General features: G+C 65.8%; 10 protein-coding genes and 2 rRNA genes. 8 read left to right on the forward strand and 4 right to left on the reverse strand.

Annotated elements, in window-relative coordinates; all coding sequences use genetic code 11:
- Positions 1 to 25: 25 nt before the first annotated feature.
- A 23S ribosomal RNA gene (locus tag KIK06_RS21870) occupies positions 26 to 3114 on the reverse strand.
- 325 nt (positions 3115 to 3439) lie between these two features.
- Positions 3440 to 4972: ribosomal RNA gene (locus KIK06_RS21875) — 16S ribosomal RNA — on the reverse strand.
- Together the 16S and 23S rRNA genes form the textbook arrangement of a ribosomal RNA operon.
- Before the next feature lie 911 nt (positions 4973 to 5883).
- On the opposite strand from KIK06_RS21875, the gene KIK06_RS21880 reads away from it, so the two are divergent.
- From KIK06_RS21880 to KIK06_RS21890, 3 genes are all read left to right on the forward strand, one after another.
- Positions 5884 to 6549: a DUF6230 family protein gene (locus tag KIK06_RS21880; protein ID WP_017601580.1), complete on the forward strand. Its 666-nt coding sequence runs from the start codon at positions 5884 to 5886 to the stop codon at positions 6547 to 6549.
- Positions 6546 to 6953 carry a DUF6114 domain-containing protein gene (locus KIK06_RS21885; RefSeq protein WP_268646116.1) on the forward strand — a complete coding sequence of 136 codons (408 nt, stop codon included), beginning with the start codon at positions 6546 to 6548 and terminating at the stop codon, positions 6951 to 6953. The genes KIK06_RS21880 and KIK06_RS21885 overlap by 4 nt, the downstream gene beginning before the upstream one ends.
- 172 nt (positions 6954 to 7125) lie before the next feature.
- Complete coding sequence (locus tag KIK06_RS21890; RefSeq protein ID WP_268644904.1) at positions 7126 to 7809, forward strand: hypothetical protein; 684 nt, start codon at positions 7126 to 7128, stop codon at positions 7807 to 7809.
- Positions 7810 to 7899: 90 nt separating this feature from the next.
- On the opposite strand, the gene KIK06_RS21895 is transcribed toward KIK06_RS21890, so the two are convergent.
- Positions 7900 to 8226 (reverse strand): hypothetical protein, encoded by a 327-nt coding sequence (locus tag KIK06_RS21895; RefSeq protein WP_268644905.1) that lies wholly within the window; start codon positions 8224 to 8226, stop codon positions 7900 to 7902.
- Positions 8227 to 8325: 99 nt separating this feature from the next.
- Positions 8326 to 9933: a molybdopterin-dependent oxidoreductase gene (locus KIK06_RS21900; RefSeq protein WP_268644906.1), complete on the reverse strand. Its 1608-nt coding sequence runs from the start codon at positions 9931 to 9933 to the stop codon at positions 8326 to 8328.
- A gap of 160 nt (positions 9934 to 10093) precedes the next feature.
- Between KIK06_RS21900 and sigK the strand changes: the two genes are divergently transcribed.
- The 5 genes from sigK (at position 10094) to KIK06_RS21925 (ending at position 14465) form a co-directional block, all read left to right on the forward strand.
- Entirely contained in the window at positions 10094 to 10684 is a 591-nt protein-coding gene (gene sigK, locus KIK06_RS21905; protein WP_051059266.1) for an ECF RNA polymerase sigma factor SigK, read from the forward strand.
- Positions 10681 to 11490, forward strand: coding sequence for an anti-sigma factor (locus KIK06_RS21910; RefSeq protein WP_268644907.1), 810 nt, complete (start codon positions 10681 to 10683; stop codon positions 11488 to 11490). The genes sigK and KIK06_RS21910 overlap by 4 nt, the downstream gene beginning before the upstream one ends.
- A gap of 215 nt (positions 11491 to 11705) precedes the next feature.
- Complete coding sequence (locus tag KIK06_RS21915) at positions 11706 to 13349, forward strand: AMP-binding protein (RefSeq protein WP_017601588.1); 1644 nt, start codon at positions 11706 to 11708, stop codon at positions 13347 to 13349.
- A 181-nt stretch (positions 13350 to 13530) separates the two neighbouring features.
- A complete protein-coding gene (locus KIK06_RS21920) occupies positions 13531 to 14028 on the forward strand; it encodes a MarR family winged helix-turn-helix transcriptional regulator (protein ID WP_051059265.1) in 498 nt (165 codons plus the stop codon).
- A 203-nt stretch (positions 14029 to 14231) separates the two neighbouring features.
- A complete protein-coding gene (locus KIK06_RS21925) occupies positions 14232 to 14465 on the forward strand; it encodes a hypothetical protein (RefSeq protein WP_017601590.1) in 234 nt (77 codons plus the stop codon).
- Positions 14466 to 14467: the final 2 nt, after the last annotated feature.

Consider the following 14467-nt stretch of genomic DNA (forward strand, 5'->3'; position numbering starts at 1 on the left):
TATGCGCGAACACCCAATTATCTGCAGCGGACAAGCCCTCGACCTATTAGTACCGGTCAGCTCCACCCCTCACAAGGCTTCCACACCCGGCCTATCAACCCTATCGTCTCTAGGGAGTCTTACCCTCTCAAAGGAGGCAGGAGACCTCATCTCGAAGCAAGCTTCCCGCTTAGATGCTTTCAGCGGTTATCCCTCCCGAACGTAGCCAACCAGCCATGCCCTTGGCAGGACAACTGGCACACCAGAGGTTCGTCCGTCCCGGTCCTCTCGTACTAGGGACAGCCCTTCTCAAGTCTCCAACGCGCACAGCGGATAGGGACCGAACTGTCTCACGACGTTCTAAACCCAGCTCGCGTGCCGCTTTAATGGGCGAACAGCCCAACCCTTGGGACCAACTCCAGCCCCAGGATGCGACGAGCCGACATCGAGGTGCCAAACCATCCCGTCGATACGGACTCTTGGGGAAGATCAGCCTGTTATCCCCGGGGTACCTTTTAGCCGTTGAGCGACACCGCTTCCACACGCCGGTGCCGGATCACTAGTCCCAGCTTTCGCTCCTGCTCGACACGTCCGTCTCACAGTCAAGCTCCCTTGTGCACTTACACTCAACACCTGATTACCAACCAGGCTGAGGGAACCTTTGGGCGCCTCCGTTACTCTTTAGGAGGCAACCGCCCCAGTTAAACTACCCACCAGACACTGTCCCCGAACCGGATCACGGTCCAAAGTTAGATGCCCGAAACAGTCAGAGTGGTATTTCACCAACGCCTCCACCGCCACTAGCGTGACAGCTTCACCGGCTCCCACCTATCCTACACAAACCATCCCAAACACCAATGTCAAGCTATAGTGAAGGTCCCGGGGTCTTTCCGTCCTGCTGCGCGAAACGAGCATCTTTACTCGTAGTGCAATTTCACCGGGCCCATGGTTGAGACAGTGGGGAAGTCGTTACGCCATTCGTGCAGGTCGGAACTTACCCGACAAGGAATTTCGCTACCTTAGGATGGTTATAGTTACCACCGCCGTTTACTGGCGCTTAGATTCCCAGCTTCGCGGGCCGAAACCCACTAACCAGTCCTCTTAACGTTCCAGCACCGGGCAGGCGTCAGTCCGTATACAGCGTCTTACGACTTCGCACGGACCTGTGTTTTTAATAAACAGTCGCTTCCCCCCGCTATCTGCGACCCCACCCAGCTCCGACCGAAAAGATCTTCACCAGACAGGGCTCCCCTTCTCCCAAAGTTACGGGGACAATTTGCCGAGTTCCTTAACCATGGTTCACCCGAACGCCTCGGTATTCTCTACCTGACCACCTGCGTCGGTTTAGGGTACTGGCCACACACGAACTCGCTAGAGGCTTTTCTCGACAGCATGGGATCACTCACTTCACCAAAAACGGCTCGGCATCACGTCTCAGCCACACGGTGCGCGGATTTACCAACACACCAGCCTACACGCTTACCCCCGGACAACCACCGCCGGGTAGAGCTACCCTCCTGCGTCACCCCATCACTTACCTACTACAACATCGGTTCCCAGACCAGAAAACCCAAGCTCCCCGAAGGGACCCTAGGCATCCAGCGTGGTTAGCATCCGTCGCCTCGATACTGGACGCTCGTGCACGGGTACGGGAATATCAACCCGTTATCCATCGACTACGCCTGTCGGCCTCGCCTTAGGTCCAGACTCACCCTGGGCGGATTAACCTGCCCCAGGAACCCTTAGTCAATCGGCGGCAACGTTTCTCACGTTGCTTTCGCTACTCATGCCTGCATTCTCACTCGCACACCCTCCACCACACGATCACTCGGCAGCTTCACCGGATGCACGACGCTCCCCTACCAACCCAGCCAAACGACTGGGCTCCACAGCTTCGGCGGTGTGCTTTAGCCCCGCTACATTATCGGCGCAGAACCACTTGACCAGTGAGCTATTACGCACTCTTTAAAGGATGGCTGCTTCTAAGCCAACCTCCTGGTTGTCTCAGCAACTCCACAACCTTTCCCACTTAGCACACGCTTAGGGGCCTTAGCTGATGATCTGGGCTGTTTCCCTCTCGACTACGAAGCTTATCCCCCGCAGTCTCACTGCCGCGCTTCACTTCACCGGCATTCGGAGTTTGTCTGACGTCAGTAACCTTGTCGGGCCCATCAGCCAAACAGTAGCTCTACCTCCAGCAAGAAACACGCGACGCTGCACCTAAATGCATTTCGGGGAGAACCAGCTATCACGGAGTTTGATTGGCCTTTCACCCCTACCCACACCTCATCCCCCAGGTTTTCAACCCTGGTGGGTTCGGGCCTCCACGAGGTCTTACCCCCGCTTCACCCTGGACATGGGTAGATCACTCCGCTTCGGGTCCACAGCATGCGACTCAACGCCCTCTTCAGACTCGGTTTCCCTACGGCTACCCCACCCGGGTTAACCTCGCCACACACCATGACTCGCAGGCTCATTCTTCAAAAGGCACGCCATCACCAACCCGAAAGTCAGCTCTGACGGCTTGACAGCACACGGTTTCAGGTACTATTTCACGACCCCTCACCGGGGCACTTTTCACCTTTCCCTCACGGTACTAGTGCACTATCGGTCACCAGGACGTATTTTGGCTTAGCAGGTGGTCCTGCCAGATTCACACGGAATTCCTCGGGCTCCGCGCTACTCGGGAGAACATCAACACCTAACCAACGACTTCATCTACGGGACTCTCACCCACTACGGTGCTGCTTCCCAACAGCTTCAACTATCGTCGATATCAGCGCTCCAGGCCGGCAGACCTGAAAAGATGCACCCCACAACCCCGCACACGCAACGACTGCCGTCTATCACACGCGCACGGTTTAGCCTCTTCCCCGTTCGCTCACCACTACTCAGGGAATCACTGTTGTTTACTCTTCCTACGGGTACTGAGATGTTTCACTTCCCCGCGTCACCACCAACTGCCCTATACATTCAGACAGCGGCAACCCGACACAACTCGGGCTAGGTTTCCCCATTCGGACACCCACGGATCAAAGCTCGGTTGACAACTCCCCGTGGACTATCGCGGCCTCCCACGTCCTTCATCGGCGCCTGGTGCCAAGGCATCCACCGTATGCCACTATCACTTGGCCACTACAGATAACAAGATGCTCGCGCACACTATTCACAAATCAAAACACCAACCGCATACCCAAACACCACTCACACCAGAAGCAAGAAGACTCATCGTCTCCCACCACCAGAACAAGAGTTCTCCGGGGCGGTCCGCGGGAACCAACCCAAGGGTTGCTTCCTCAGACACCCAACAGCGCGCCCCCGGGCGCTTCTAGTCGCCCGGGGCAAAGTTCGATTCTCATCTAAGCCACTCCCAACCGGTTCCACCAAGGGAACCCGGCGGGTCCACTTTCGAGTCCGACCAGCACATAGGAAAAACGCTGGTCTGTGAAAGACTCCTTAGAAAGGAGGTGATCCAGCCGCACCTTCCGGTACGGCTACCTTGTTACGACTTCGTCCCAATCGCCAGCCCCACCTTCACTCATTCCCTCCCACAAGGGGTTGGGCCACAAGTTTCGGGTGTTGCCGACTTTCATGACGTGACGGGCGGTGTGTACAAGGCCCGGGAACGTATTCACCGCGGCGTTGCTGATCCGCGATTACTAGCGACTCCACCTTCATGGGGTCGAGTTGCAGACCCCAATCCGAACTGAGACCGGCTTTTAGGGATTCGCTCCACCTCACGGTATCGCACGCCCATTGTACCGGCCATTGTAGCATGTTTGCAGCCCAAGACATAAGGGGCATGATGACTTGACGTCGTCCCCACCTTCCTCCGAGTTGACCCCGGCAGTCTCCCATGAGTCCCCACCATTACGTGCTGGCAACATGGAACAAGGGTTGCGCTCGTTGCGGGACTTAACCCAACATCTCACGACACGAGCTGACGACAGCCATGCACCACCTGTCACCCACCAACTAAATGACCCCACATCTCTGCAGGTCCACGGGTGATGTCAAACCTTGGTAAGGTTCTTCGCGTTGCGTCGAATTAAGCAACATGCTCCGCCGCTTGTGCGGGCCCCCGTCAATTCCTTTGAGTTTTAGCCTTGCGGCCGTACTCCCCAGGCGGGGCGCTTAATGCGTTAGCTACGGCGCGGAAACCGTGGAAAGTCCCCACACCTAGCGCCCAACGTTTACGGCATGGACTACCAGGGTATCTAATCCTGTTCGCTCCCCATGCTTTCGCTCCTCAGCGTCAGGTAAGGCCCAGAGACCCGCCTTCGCCACCGGTGTTCCTCCTGATATCTGCGCATTTCACCGCTACACCAGGAATTCCAGTCTCCCCTACCTACCTCTAGCATGCCCGTATCCACTGCAGAACCGGAGTTAAGCTCCGGTCTTTCACAGCAGACGCGACACGCCGCCTACGAGCTCTTTACGCCCAATAATTCCGGACAACGCTCGGACCCTACGTATTACCGCGGCTGCTGGCACGTAGTTAGCCGGTCCTTATTCCCCACCTACCGTCAACCCCGGGAGAACCCGGAGCCTGCGTTGGTGGTAAAAGAGGTTTACAACCCGAAGGCCGTCATCCCCCACGCGGCGTCGCTGCGTCAGGCTTTCGCCCATTGCGCAATATTCCCCACTGCTGCCTCCCGCAGGAGTCTGGGCCGTGTCTCAGTCCCAGTGTGGCCGGTCGCCCTCTCAGGCCGGCTACCCGTAATCGCCTTGGTAGGCCGTTACCCCACCAACAAGCTGATAGGCCGCGAGCCCATCCCTGACCGAAAAACTTTCCACCCTCCACCATGAGGTGGTGGGTCGTATCCGGTATTAGACGGCGTTTCCACCGCTTATCCCGGAGTCAGGGGCAGGTTGCTCACGTGTTACTCACCCGTTCGCCGCTCGTGTACCCCGAAGGGCCTTACCGCTCGACTTGCATGTGTTAAGCACGCCGCCAGCGTTCGTCCTGAGCCAGGATCAAACTCTCCATAAAGGTCACTCAACCCTGCCCGACCACCTGAAAGGGGTCTGGGCGGGTAAACCTAGAAGTAATCCTGACCAACCACTCTCGTGGTTAATCAAAGGAACCCTTCACACCGAACACGTGGTTCGTGTGTGACGGGGCCAAAACAAACATGGCTTAAAGAAAATCAAACACGCGCTGTTGAGTTCTCAAGAAACAACCGCTCTTCCCGTACAAGCCCCGGTTTGTGTGTCCGGTCGCTCTTCCGTGGAAGGCGTCTGCGTTTCCGCTTTGTTGTGTCTTTACTTTATCAGGTGTTCCGTGTCCCGCCAAATCGGCGGTTTCGGATCAACCGAACGGGGTAAAGCGCCCGCTTGTGTCACTTTATCCTACCTCGCGCGCCATTCCCGTTCGCAATTGATCGGCCCTGGAGCGCTCACTGAGCTTACCCGTTCCGAGCGCATGCTCGAACCAGTCGGTTCAGCGAGAGGAGTTCAGATCGCGGCCCGGTTCCGAGTCGGCCCTGAGGGCCGCTCACCGTCCCGCGGCGACTCGGAGAACATTACCCCCCGACCAGACCCCAGGCAAACCGAACGCGCTGTGTCGGCGGTCACCCTTCCCTGGATCGCTTGATTCCCCTGGTGCCTCACCAGACCCCACACCGCACACAGCACCCCTCGAAGCCCCTTCAGTCTCGCTACCACCAACTGAAACCTGTTCTCGTAAGCCTTCTGTGGAGATGCCGAGCGAGACTCGGAAACTTGCTGAAACACCCTTGAAATAAGGGGAAGAGCATCACATGATGTGCAGCACTGCTGGATGCAACAGATTCCAGTAGAGGCACCACCCCGCTCCACGGGGAGGATCCAGACCAGACCGCGTGCCGGATGTTCGGGGGGACGGCAGGCGCAGCGCGGTCCCGTACCCAAGGAACTACGCGCATGGACATCACATCCTCCGAACCCGTCGACGAGCCCCTGACGCCGCCCGCCGACCCCATCGGCACCGGCCCTGAGAGCCACACCAGTTGGAAGCGCTTCGCCCTGTTCGCCCTACCCGCGACCGCCGCGGTCGGCGGCATCGTCGTGGCCATGGCCGAGGGCGCGCTCGCCGCGTCGTTCACCGTCTCCGGGCAGGACTTCAAGATCTCCGCCGACGAACTGCACGGCGAGGGCTTCGTGCAGTACGGCTGGCTGAACGAGACCGCGCGCGGTGAGGCCGTGCCCGCCGCGGTGGCCGGAATCCGTGAGGCGGAGATCCACAACCTCTGCCAGTCGGTGCTCACCGAGTTCCCCATCATCGGCACCATCTCCCTCACCCTCACCGCTGGAGACCAGGGGACACCGGTTGAGGCCAGCAACCTGATGATCGACATGTCCCAGATGGACGGCAACGCCGAATTCGAGAACATCGAGATCGGCCGTGACGCCTCCACCCTCGACAAAGGGCCGGAGGGAGCACGGGGCTTCCAGGACACCTTCGGCATGCAGTCGGACACCATCCACGTCGAGGGCCTGGAGCAGACCGCCCGTGCGGCCAGCGCCGGAACCTTCCGGCTCTCTGGGCTGAGCCTCAGCCTGCGGCTCGGGGACGACGAGTGCTTCTGAGGGGAACGCGTCGGGGGTCCCGCCGCCCCGGGGAGGGGACGCGCGGCCCGCGTGCCTGGCGTGCCTGGCGCAAACGCCGCCCCTTCGCGGGCGGGCTCCTGATCATCGCCTCCGGCGTCGTACTGGCCTCATTCGTGATCATGCCGCTGGAACTGATGGTTCAGACGGGCGTCGGCGGGGTCTCGTCGCTGCTGTTCGGCGGGATGCTCGTCCTGCTCGGTCTGGTCACCTGGTTCACCCCGAACCAGCACGTCATCACCGGATCGCTGGCCGGATTCCTCGGCCTGGGCGCGCTCATCCTGTCGAACCTCGGCGGCCTACTGGTCGGCACCCTGCTGGCCCTGCTCGGCGGCGGCCTCGCCTTCGCCTGGCGGCCCGTCGCACGTCCGCCCCATCGGCGCTGACCCCTGGTCCCTCGTCCCTCCGACGACCCCACGAGCTCCCGGGGCGCGCGGGCTCCGGCCCACGCGTTCCCGGTCCCGTCCGGCAAGTCCCGTCTACCTACATCGGCGCGATTCCCCAGTACCGCTGGGCGTCGCTCGTGTGTGGCGCCCGGCCACCACACAAGGAGTCATCATGTCGGTTCCCCGACCGAGATCCCGCACCCGCTCCTGCCTCGCCGTGTCCGCCGCGGCCTCCGCCGGCGTCCTCAGTCTCACCCTGGGCGGCACCGCCCTGGCCGCGCAGGCCGCCTCCACCACCGTCGAGCCCGCCGGGGCCGCCTTCGAGGCGTCGATCTCCGGCAGCGCCGTCTTCACCGCCGGGAACGTCGTGATCACCTGCGACACCTCGTCGACCTCCCCCGGAGGCGGCAACAACCTGGTTCCCGACGCCCCCGGCAACCACAACCCCGCGGGTCCGGTCTCCGGCCCGATCAACTCCCCGGACTTCACGGACTGCTCCACCAACATCACGTTCGTGTCCGCCACCGTCGACGTGGTCGACCCGGTGTGGCAGATGTCGATGCAGCACGGTTCGCCGTCCGTGGGCACCATGGTGGTCCCGGCCGGGGGCATCGTGGTGACCACGAGCGGCCTGGCGTCGTGCACCGCCACGGTGAGCCCGAACGCCGACATCGGCATCGCGGGCACGTGGACCAACGGCGCTTCGGTCTCAACGCTGGAGTTCGACACCACCGCGCCGACCGTCGTCGAGGGCGGCTTCGGCTGCCCGACGGAGGTGACCGAGTCCGGCTTCACCGCCACCTACGCGGTCACCAACGCCGACGACCCGACGGCGCCGATCACCGTGACCGGCTGACCCCGACCAGCTGACGGGGGCACGGGGCCGACCCGTGTCCCCGGGGAGCCCGGCCCGCGCGGGCCGGGCTCCCGGAAGAGGGTCGAGGGGTCAGTTCTCGTCCTCCATGTCCTCCGTGTCCTCCATGGAGTCGGTGGAGTCCTCCATGCCGTCGTCCATGGCGTCCTCCTCCGTCATGTCGTCGTCCATGGAGTCGTCCATGGAGTCGTCCATGTCCTCCTCTTCCATGCCCTCATCCATGGAGTCCTCATTCATGGAGTCCTCCTCCATGCCGTCCTCGGTCCCCTCCTCCATCTCCTCGCTCTCCACGGCGGGCTCGTCGCCCGCCGTGTCGTTGCACGCGGCCAGGGAGAGGGCGGCGGTGGCGCTGATGGCTCCGGCCACGAGGAGGCGGCGCAGGGTGTTGCGTGCGGTCATGGTTGGCTCTTTCCTGTTCTGCCGTTGATCCGTCGTCCGTCCCGGAGCCCCGTCCACGGGCCCCCGGGGGGTCTTGTGTCCACGTCCGGGGGCCGACCGTCAGGTGACGGTCACCTCGATCGTGTGGTGGCCGGTCGCTCCGTCGGGGGCCACGGCGGCCCGCTCCGACGTCTGTGTCGCACCGCCCCTGTCGGTGGCACGCACGGAGATCCGGTGCTCCCCCGGTTCGGCGTCCCACTCGTGAACCCACTGGCGCCAGGTGTCGGCGGTGTCCTCCTCGGCCAACGTGGCCGCGCGCCACTCGCCGTCGTCCACTCGGACCTCCACCCGGTCGATCCCGGTGTGCTGTGCCCAGGCCACACCCGCGAGCATGGTCGTCCCGGCGGGCACCGTCGCGCGTTCGCGCGGCGTGTCGATCCGCGACTGTGTCTTGATCGGTCCCCGGGCCGACCACCCCCTCGGGACCCAGTAGGCGTCGAAGGCGTCGAAGGTGGTCAGCTCGATGTCGACGATCCATTTGCAGGCCGACACGTACCCATACAGGCCGGGCACCACCATGCGGGCGGGAAACCCGTGCTCGTGGGGGAGGGGCTGCCCGTTCATCCCGATCGCGATGAGGGCGTCGCGCCCGTCCATCACGTCGGCCACGGGCGTGCCGATGGTCATGCCGTCCTCGGAGCGTGACACGAGCTGGTCCGCCGGTCCGCCGTCCGCGGGTGGGCGCACACCCGCTTCCTCCAGGAGGGTGGCGAGCGGCACGCCGATCCAACGCGCGTTGCCCACGTACTCTCCACCGATCGGGTTGGAGACGCAGGCCAGGGTGATGTCGCGTTCGGTGAGGTCGTCCCGGGCGAGCAGGTCCGCGAAGGTGTACACCCGCTCGCGCGCGCCCAGTCCGTGGACCCGGAGCGACCAGGTGGAGGCGTCCACGCGCGGTATGGAGAGGGCGGTGTCGATCCGGTAGAACTCGTCGTTCGAGGTGAAGAAGGAGGCCAGCCCGTCGATCTCCAGGTCCGCGCCGTCAGGGACGGGGGCCGCCGGGAAGGCGGGCCGGGGGAGGGAGACGTCCTCTCGCGCGAGGCCGACGCCCGTGCTGGACGAGGCCAGCGTTCTGGCGACCGTCCCCGCGCCCGCCGAGGCGACAGCGGCGGCGCCCGCGAGCAGGGTGAACCTCCTGCGGTCGAATCCCCGGGGCTCCTCCGCGGCGGTTCGGGTCCCCTCCGGAGCGGGCTGGTGCTCGTCCGGGGCGGAGGGCACCGGTCGTGACGCCGCCCTGAGCAGCCAGACGAGGACTCCGCCGCAGGCGACCGCCCCGGCGAGTGTCGGAAGCGTGTCGAGCACCCCGCTCCCGGGACGGGTGAGGGCCGCGGCCAGACCGACCGCCCCGAACACCGCGATCCCCGCGAAGCCGATCCACCTCCGCCGGGCCGCGGCCGCGCCCAGCAGCGCCGCCGCGGCCGCCAGGATCATGCCCATACCGACGAACAGGGCGATCTTGTCGGCCGTCCCGAAGGTGTCGACCGCGAACTGCTTCACCGGCTGCGGGGTGAGATCGACGACGGCGTCGCCCACGGCCAGGAGCGGTGTCGACGCGGGCCTGGACAGCAGGGCGCCGACGACCTCGGCCGTCGCGAGCGCGGCACCGGTCGCGACCAGGCCGACGATCGCTCCCGGCAGGCGTCCGGTGGTGCGGGTGGTGTCGAACATGCCCTGGGTTCGGAACCGGTCCGGCCGGGGAGACGTGGAATAGGATCACGAAAAGGTAAACATGTCCCGATCGGGACGTCGCCCCGCCGCACTCCGCGCCGAATACCGGGAAACGGCAGGCGGGAGGACGGTGACCGTGGAACGGGTGAGAGACATCGGGATGGATGGCGCCGGCAGGCCCGGCGGGGGATCGGTGCCCTCGAACGACGAGCTGGCCGAGCTGGTCCGCAAGACGGCGGTGGGCGACCTCGCCGCGTTCGAGCGTGTCTACCGGGAACTGTGCGGACCGGTGTTCGGTGTGGTGCGCCGGGTCCTCCTGGACGAGGCCCAGTCCGAGGAGGTGGCCCAGGAGGTGTTCCTGGAGGTGTGGCGGCACTGTTCCCGTTTCGACCCCGCGCGCGGGAGCGCCCGTTCCTGGGTGCTGGTGATCGCGCACCGCAGGGCGGTCGACCGGGTGCGGTCGGAGGAGGCCGCGACGGAGCGCACAGCCGCGGCGGGCCGCCTGGAACCGGGGGCGACCCCGGCCGACGGCGTGGAGCAGCACGTCGAGACCAGTCTCGAACGGGAGAAGGTACGGCGCTGTCTGCGCCGGCTCACCGAACTGCAGCGCGACGCCGTCCGGCTCACCTACTACACGGGCTACACGCAACGGGAGGCGGCCGACCTGCTCAAGGTCCCGTTGACCACGTTGAAGGGACGCCTGCGCGACGGTCTGATCCGACTCCGTGACTGCTTGGGGGTGGCCGCATGAGCGACGTGGACATCCACGGCCTGATCGCCGGATACGCGGTGGACGGTCTGGATCCGCAGGAGCGTGCCGCTGTGGAGCGGCACCTGCCCGAGTGTGACGACTGCCGACGCGACCTGGCGGAGTTCCGGGAGACGCTGGTCAGACTGGCTTACGCGGAGGCCGCCCAGCCGTCGGAGGAGTTGTGGACGCGGATCAGCGCCCAGGCGCGTCGGACGCGTCAAGCACCGCTCCCGCCCCTCCCGAAGGCGGACGGGGAGCGGGCGGCGGGGCACGGGGGTCCGGCCGACGGGGACGAGGGCGGGAACCACGGCGGGGACGGGAGCGCCGCCGAGGTGGTGCGCGGCCCGGCGCACTGGTGGCGCAGGCAGTTGCCGTGGCTCGTGGCGGCGGCGTGCGCACTGGTCGCGGTGTCACTGGGGGTCACACTGCTGTCCGTGGGCCGCACCATGGAGGAGAGCCAGCGGCACCACGCCGAGGTCGAGGCCCTGCTCGCCGCGCCGGACACGCACATGCACGAGGGACCGCTGGGGGACGACGCCCGGGCCACGGCCTTCACCTCCTATGAGATGGACGCGCTCATGCTCGTCGTGGAGGGGCTGCCGGACGCGCCTCAGGGGATGGCCTACCAGATGTGGTACGTCGACGAGGACGGAATGCGGTCAGCCGGGATGCTCTCGCTGTCGTCGGACGGGCGCTACGCCGGGATGGCGCACGACATGGGCTCCCCCGTCCAGGTGGGGGTCTCCCTGGAACCGGAGGGAGGCATGCCCGAACCGAGCGAGCGGCCCATGAAGTTCGACCTCTGATCAGCTTCCGGGCGATCCGCGCCCGGAAGCCCCGCGAAGCACCCGCTGCTCTGTCCCGGAGTGACAAACCGGCCCGACCGGACACTCACTCCGGAACAAAGAAAAACCGGCGGCCCGTCGCCTACCGTCGCAGTACTCCGGGGAGTCGGGCGGCGAAGGCTCTCCGGTGAGGCGCGGACCGCTTCGCCCGTCCCTGATGACCCTTCGGAGACATCATGGCGTCCAACGCCGGAAGCCCGTCCGACACCTCACCCCTGCGACAGACCCTGAGCACGGTACGGGTCCTCGTCCGCTCCGGGGTGATCAGCCCCGGGCGGCCCGACCGGATCATCCGGCAGCTGCGCGCCCTGCGCACCTGGGGTGCGACGGTGGCCGGGGCCTACGCCGCCGCGAACGAACGTGTCCCCGACCGGGTGGCCGTGGTCGACGAACGGGGTGCGGCCACCTTCCGGGAGATGGACCTGCGTGGTCGCGCCCTCGCCCGCATGCTGCACCGCCGCCTGGGTGTGGGCGAGGGGTCGCGGGTGGGGGTGCTGTGCCGCAACCACAGCGCGTTCGTGCAGGCGATGATCGCCTGTGGTCGTCTGGGCGCCGACTCCGTCCTGCTGAACACGGGACTGTCCCCCGGGCAGTTGGCCGCCGCGTCGGTGACCAACGGGGTGTCGGTGCTCATCGTCGACGACGAGTTCGAGGACCGGTGCTCAAAGGTCCCCGGTGATGTTCCCCGTGTCCGGGCCTGGGGGGACGTCCCGGACGAGGGCCTCCAGGTTCCGTGGCGCGCCCAGGAGGGCGCGGAGGCCGATCCGGCGCCGCCGAGTCGCCCGGGGAGGCTGATCGTCCTGACCTCGGGGACGACGGGCACGCCGAAGGGCGCGCGCCGCCCGACGCCGCGGGGTCCGCGGGACGCGGCGTCCGTGCTGTCCCGGATCCCGCTGCACGCGTCGGACCGCGTCCTGGTCTCGGCGCCGTTCTTCCACACGTGGGGGTTGGCGGGTGTCCAGTTGGGGATGTCCCTGCGCACGACACTGGTCACGCGCCGCCGGTTCGACCCGGAGGACGCGTTGCGGGCCGTGGCCGAGGAACGCTGCACGGTGCTGGTCGCGGCCCCGGTGATGCTGCGGAGGATCATGGACCTGCCCGCGCGGGTACGGGCGAGGTACGACACCTCGTCGCTGCGCATCGTGGCGTGCAGCGGTTCCGCGCTGAGCCCCCGGCTGATCACGGAGTTCATGGACGAGTTCGGGGACGTCCTCTACAACCTGTACGGGTCGACCGAGGTGTCGTGGGCGACCATCGCGACCCCGGAGGACATGCGCAAGGCGCCGAGCACGGCGGGGCGGCCCCCGGTGGGCACACGGGTGGCGATCCTCGACGCGGAAGGTGAGGAGGTGCCCCCGGGGACGGAGGGGTCGATCTTCGTCGGCAACGCGATGCTGTTCGACGGGTACACCAACGGTGCGAACAAGCGCAGTGCGCACGGGCTCATGGAGACCGGCGACCGGGGGCACATCGACGCCGAGGGACTGCTGCACGTCGCCGGGCGCGACGACGACATGATCATCTCGGGTGGGGAGAACGTCTTCCCCCGCCCCGTGGAGGAGTCGATCCTGACGCTGCCCTCGGTGCGCGAGGTGGCGGTGACGGGTGTGCCGGACGACGAGTTCGGCCACCGCTTCGCGGCGTTCGTCGTGCCGCGTGAGGGTGCGCGGGTGGACCCGAACGAGGTCCGGCTGACCGTCCGCAGGGAGCTCGGCCGATTCTCCGTGCCGCGTGACGTGGTCCTGTTGGACGAGTTGCCGCGCAATCCCGCGGGCAAGGTGATGAAGCGGTACCTGCCGACGGACCTTCCCCAGCGGTGACGGCGTCCGCCGGTTCCGTCCGGTGCTCGGCTTCCGGCGGCCCGCGGGCCGCCGGAGGGCCTTCGGGCTCGTGAGCCGGCCGAGCGCGGGTCCGCCCGCCCGGGGCGATACCTTCGAGGCACCCTAAGACCTCGTGCGCGAGGACATCGAAAACTTTGACATCGCCCACGCGGTAACTACCATGTGTTCGGTGTCGGACCGAACCCCTGCCCCTGAGGGCGGTTCCCCCCTGCCCCCCGTCGACGAGCAGATGTGCTTCGCGCTGTACACCGCCGCGCGGGCCGTCACCAACCTCTACCGGCCCTTCCTGGATCCGCTGGGGCTGACCTACCCCCAGTACCTGGTGATGATGCTGCTGTGGGAGCGGGGAGACTGCTCCGTCAAGGAGATCGGTTCCGTCCTGCAACTCGACTACGGCACCCTCACCCCGATGCTCAAGCGTCTGGAGACACGGGGCCTCCTCCACCGCGGCCGCGATCCCGAGGACGAGCGGACCGTCCGCGTCACCGCCACCGACAAGGGGCGGGGGCTGCGCGACCGGGCCGAGGGCATCCCCGAGGCGATCGGCCGGGCCATCGCGCTCCCCGAGGGCGAGTTCGAGTCCACGCGCCTGTCCCTGGGGCGCCTGAGGAGCAACGTGCTCGACCACGGCGTGCCCCCCTCCGAGTCACACCCCTGAAATCCCCGTCACCGTGTCCACTATCGGGGGATGGCGACGGACACGGTCGACGGCGAGGGCGGGCACCACGGGGGTCGTGCCCGCCTGCTCCGTGTGTGGGCGGGCCGTCGTGCCCGCCCACACACGTGTCAGCGCCCTCCGCCGGAGCACGGTGTCCACCGGAACCCCGTAACGGGGCGGGGCGACTGCGTTACCTTGGTGACATGTCGATCTGGGCGTCGGACAACCGCAGCGGACAGGTCCGCGAGGCCCTCACCATGCTCCTGTCCCAGGGGGTGATCGACGACTTCCGTATCCGCCCCGAGGACGAGTTCCCCTTCCGGGTGCAGATCTCCGCCGGCGTCGTACCGATGACCGAGCACCAGGCGGCGCACTTCGCGCTGGGCGCCACGGTCGCCCACTTCGGCCGCCTGGCCAGGGGTGAGAGCCCGCTCTGAGG

Source organism: Nocardiopsis sp. EMB25 (genome assembly GCF_026797795.1).
Classification (GTDB): Bacteria; Actinomycetota; Actinomycetes; order Streptosporangiales; family Streptosporangiaceae; genus Nocardiopsis; species Nocardiopsis lucentensis.

What these genes read in the sequence shown, in the direction of transcription:
- KIK06_RS21880 (WP_017601580.1), top strand. Translation starts at nt 5,884, where the DNA reads ATGGACATCACATCCTCCGAACCCGTCGACGAGCCCCTGACGCCGCCC.
- KIK06_RS21890 (WP_268644904.1), top strand. Translation starts at nt 7,126, where the DNA reads ATGTCGGTTCCCCGACCGAGATCCCGCACCCGCTCCTGCCTCGCCGTG.
- KIK06_RS21895 (WP_268644905.1), bottom strand. Translation starts at nt 8,226, where the DNA reads ATGACCGCACGCAACACCCTGCGCCGCCTCCTCGTGGCCGGAGCCATC.
- KIK06_RS21900 (WP_268644906.1), bottom strand. Translation starts at nt 9,933, where the DNA reads ATGTTCGACACCACCCGCACCACCGGACGCCTGCCGGGAGCGATCGTC.
- sigK (WP_051059266.1), top strand. Translation starts at nt 10,094, where the DNA reads ATGGATGGCGCCGGCAGGCCCGGCGGGGGATCGGTGCCCTCGAACGAC.
- KIK06_RS21910 (WP_268644907.1), top strand. Translation starts at nt 10,681, where the DNA reads ATGAGCGACGTGGACATCCACGGCCTGATCGCCGGATACGCGGTGGAC.
- KIK06_RS21915 (WP_017601588.1), top strand. Translation starts at nt 11,706, where the DNA reads ATGGCGTCCAACGCCGGAAGCCCGTCCGACACCTCACCCCTGCGACAG.
- KIK06_RS21920 (WP_051059265.1), top strand. Translation starts at nt 13,531, where the DNA reads ATGTGTTCGGTGTCGGACCGAACCCCTGCCCCTGAGGGCGGTTCCCCC.
- KIK06_RS21925 (WP_017601590.1), top strand. Translation starts at nt 14,232, where the DNA reads ATGTCGATCTGGGCGTCGGACAACCGCAGCGGACAGGTCCGCGAGGCC.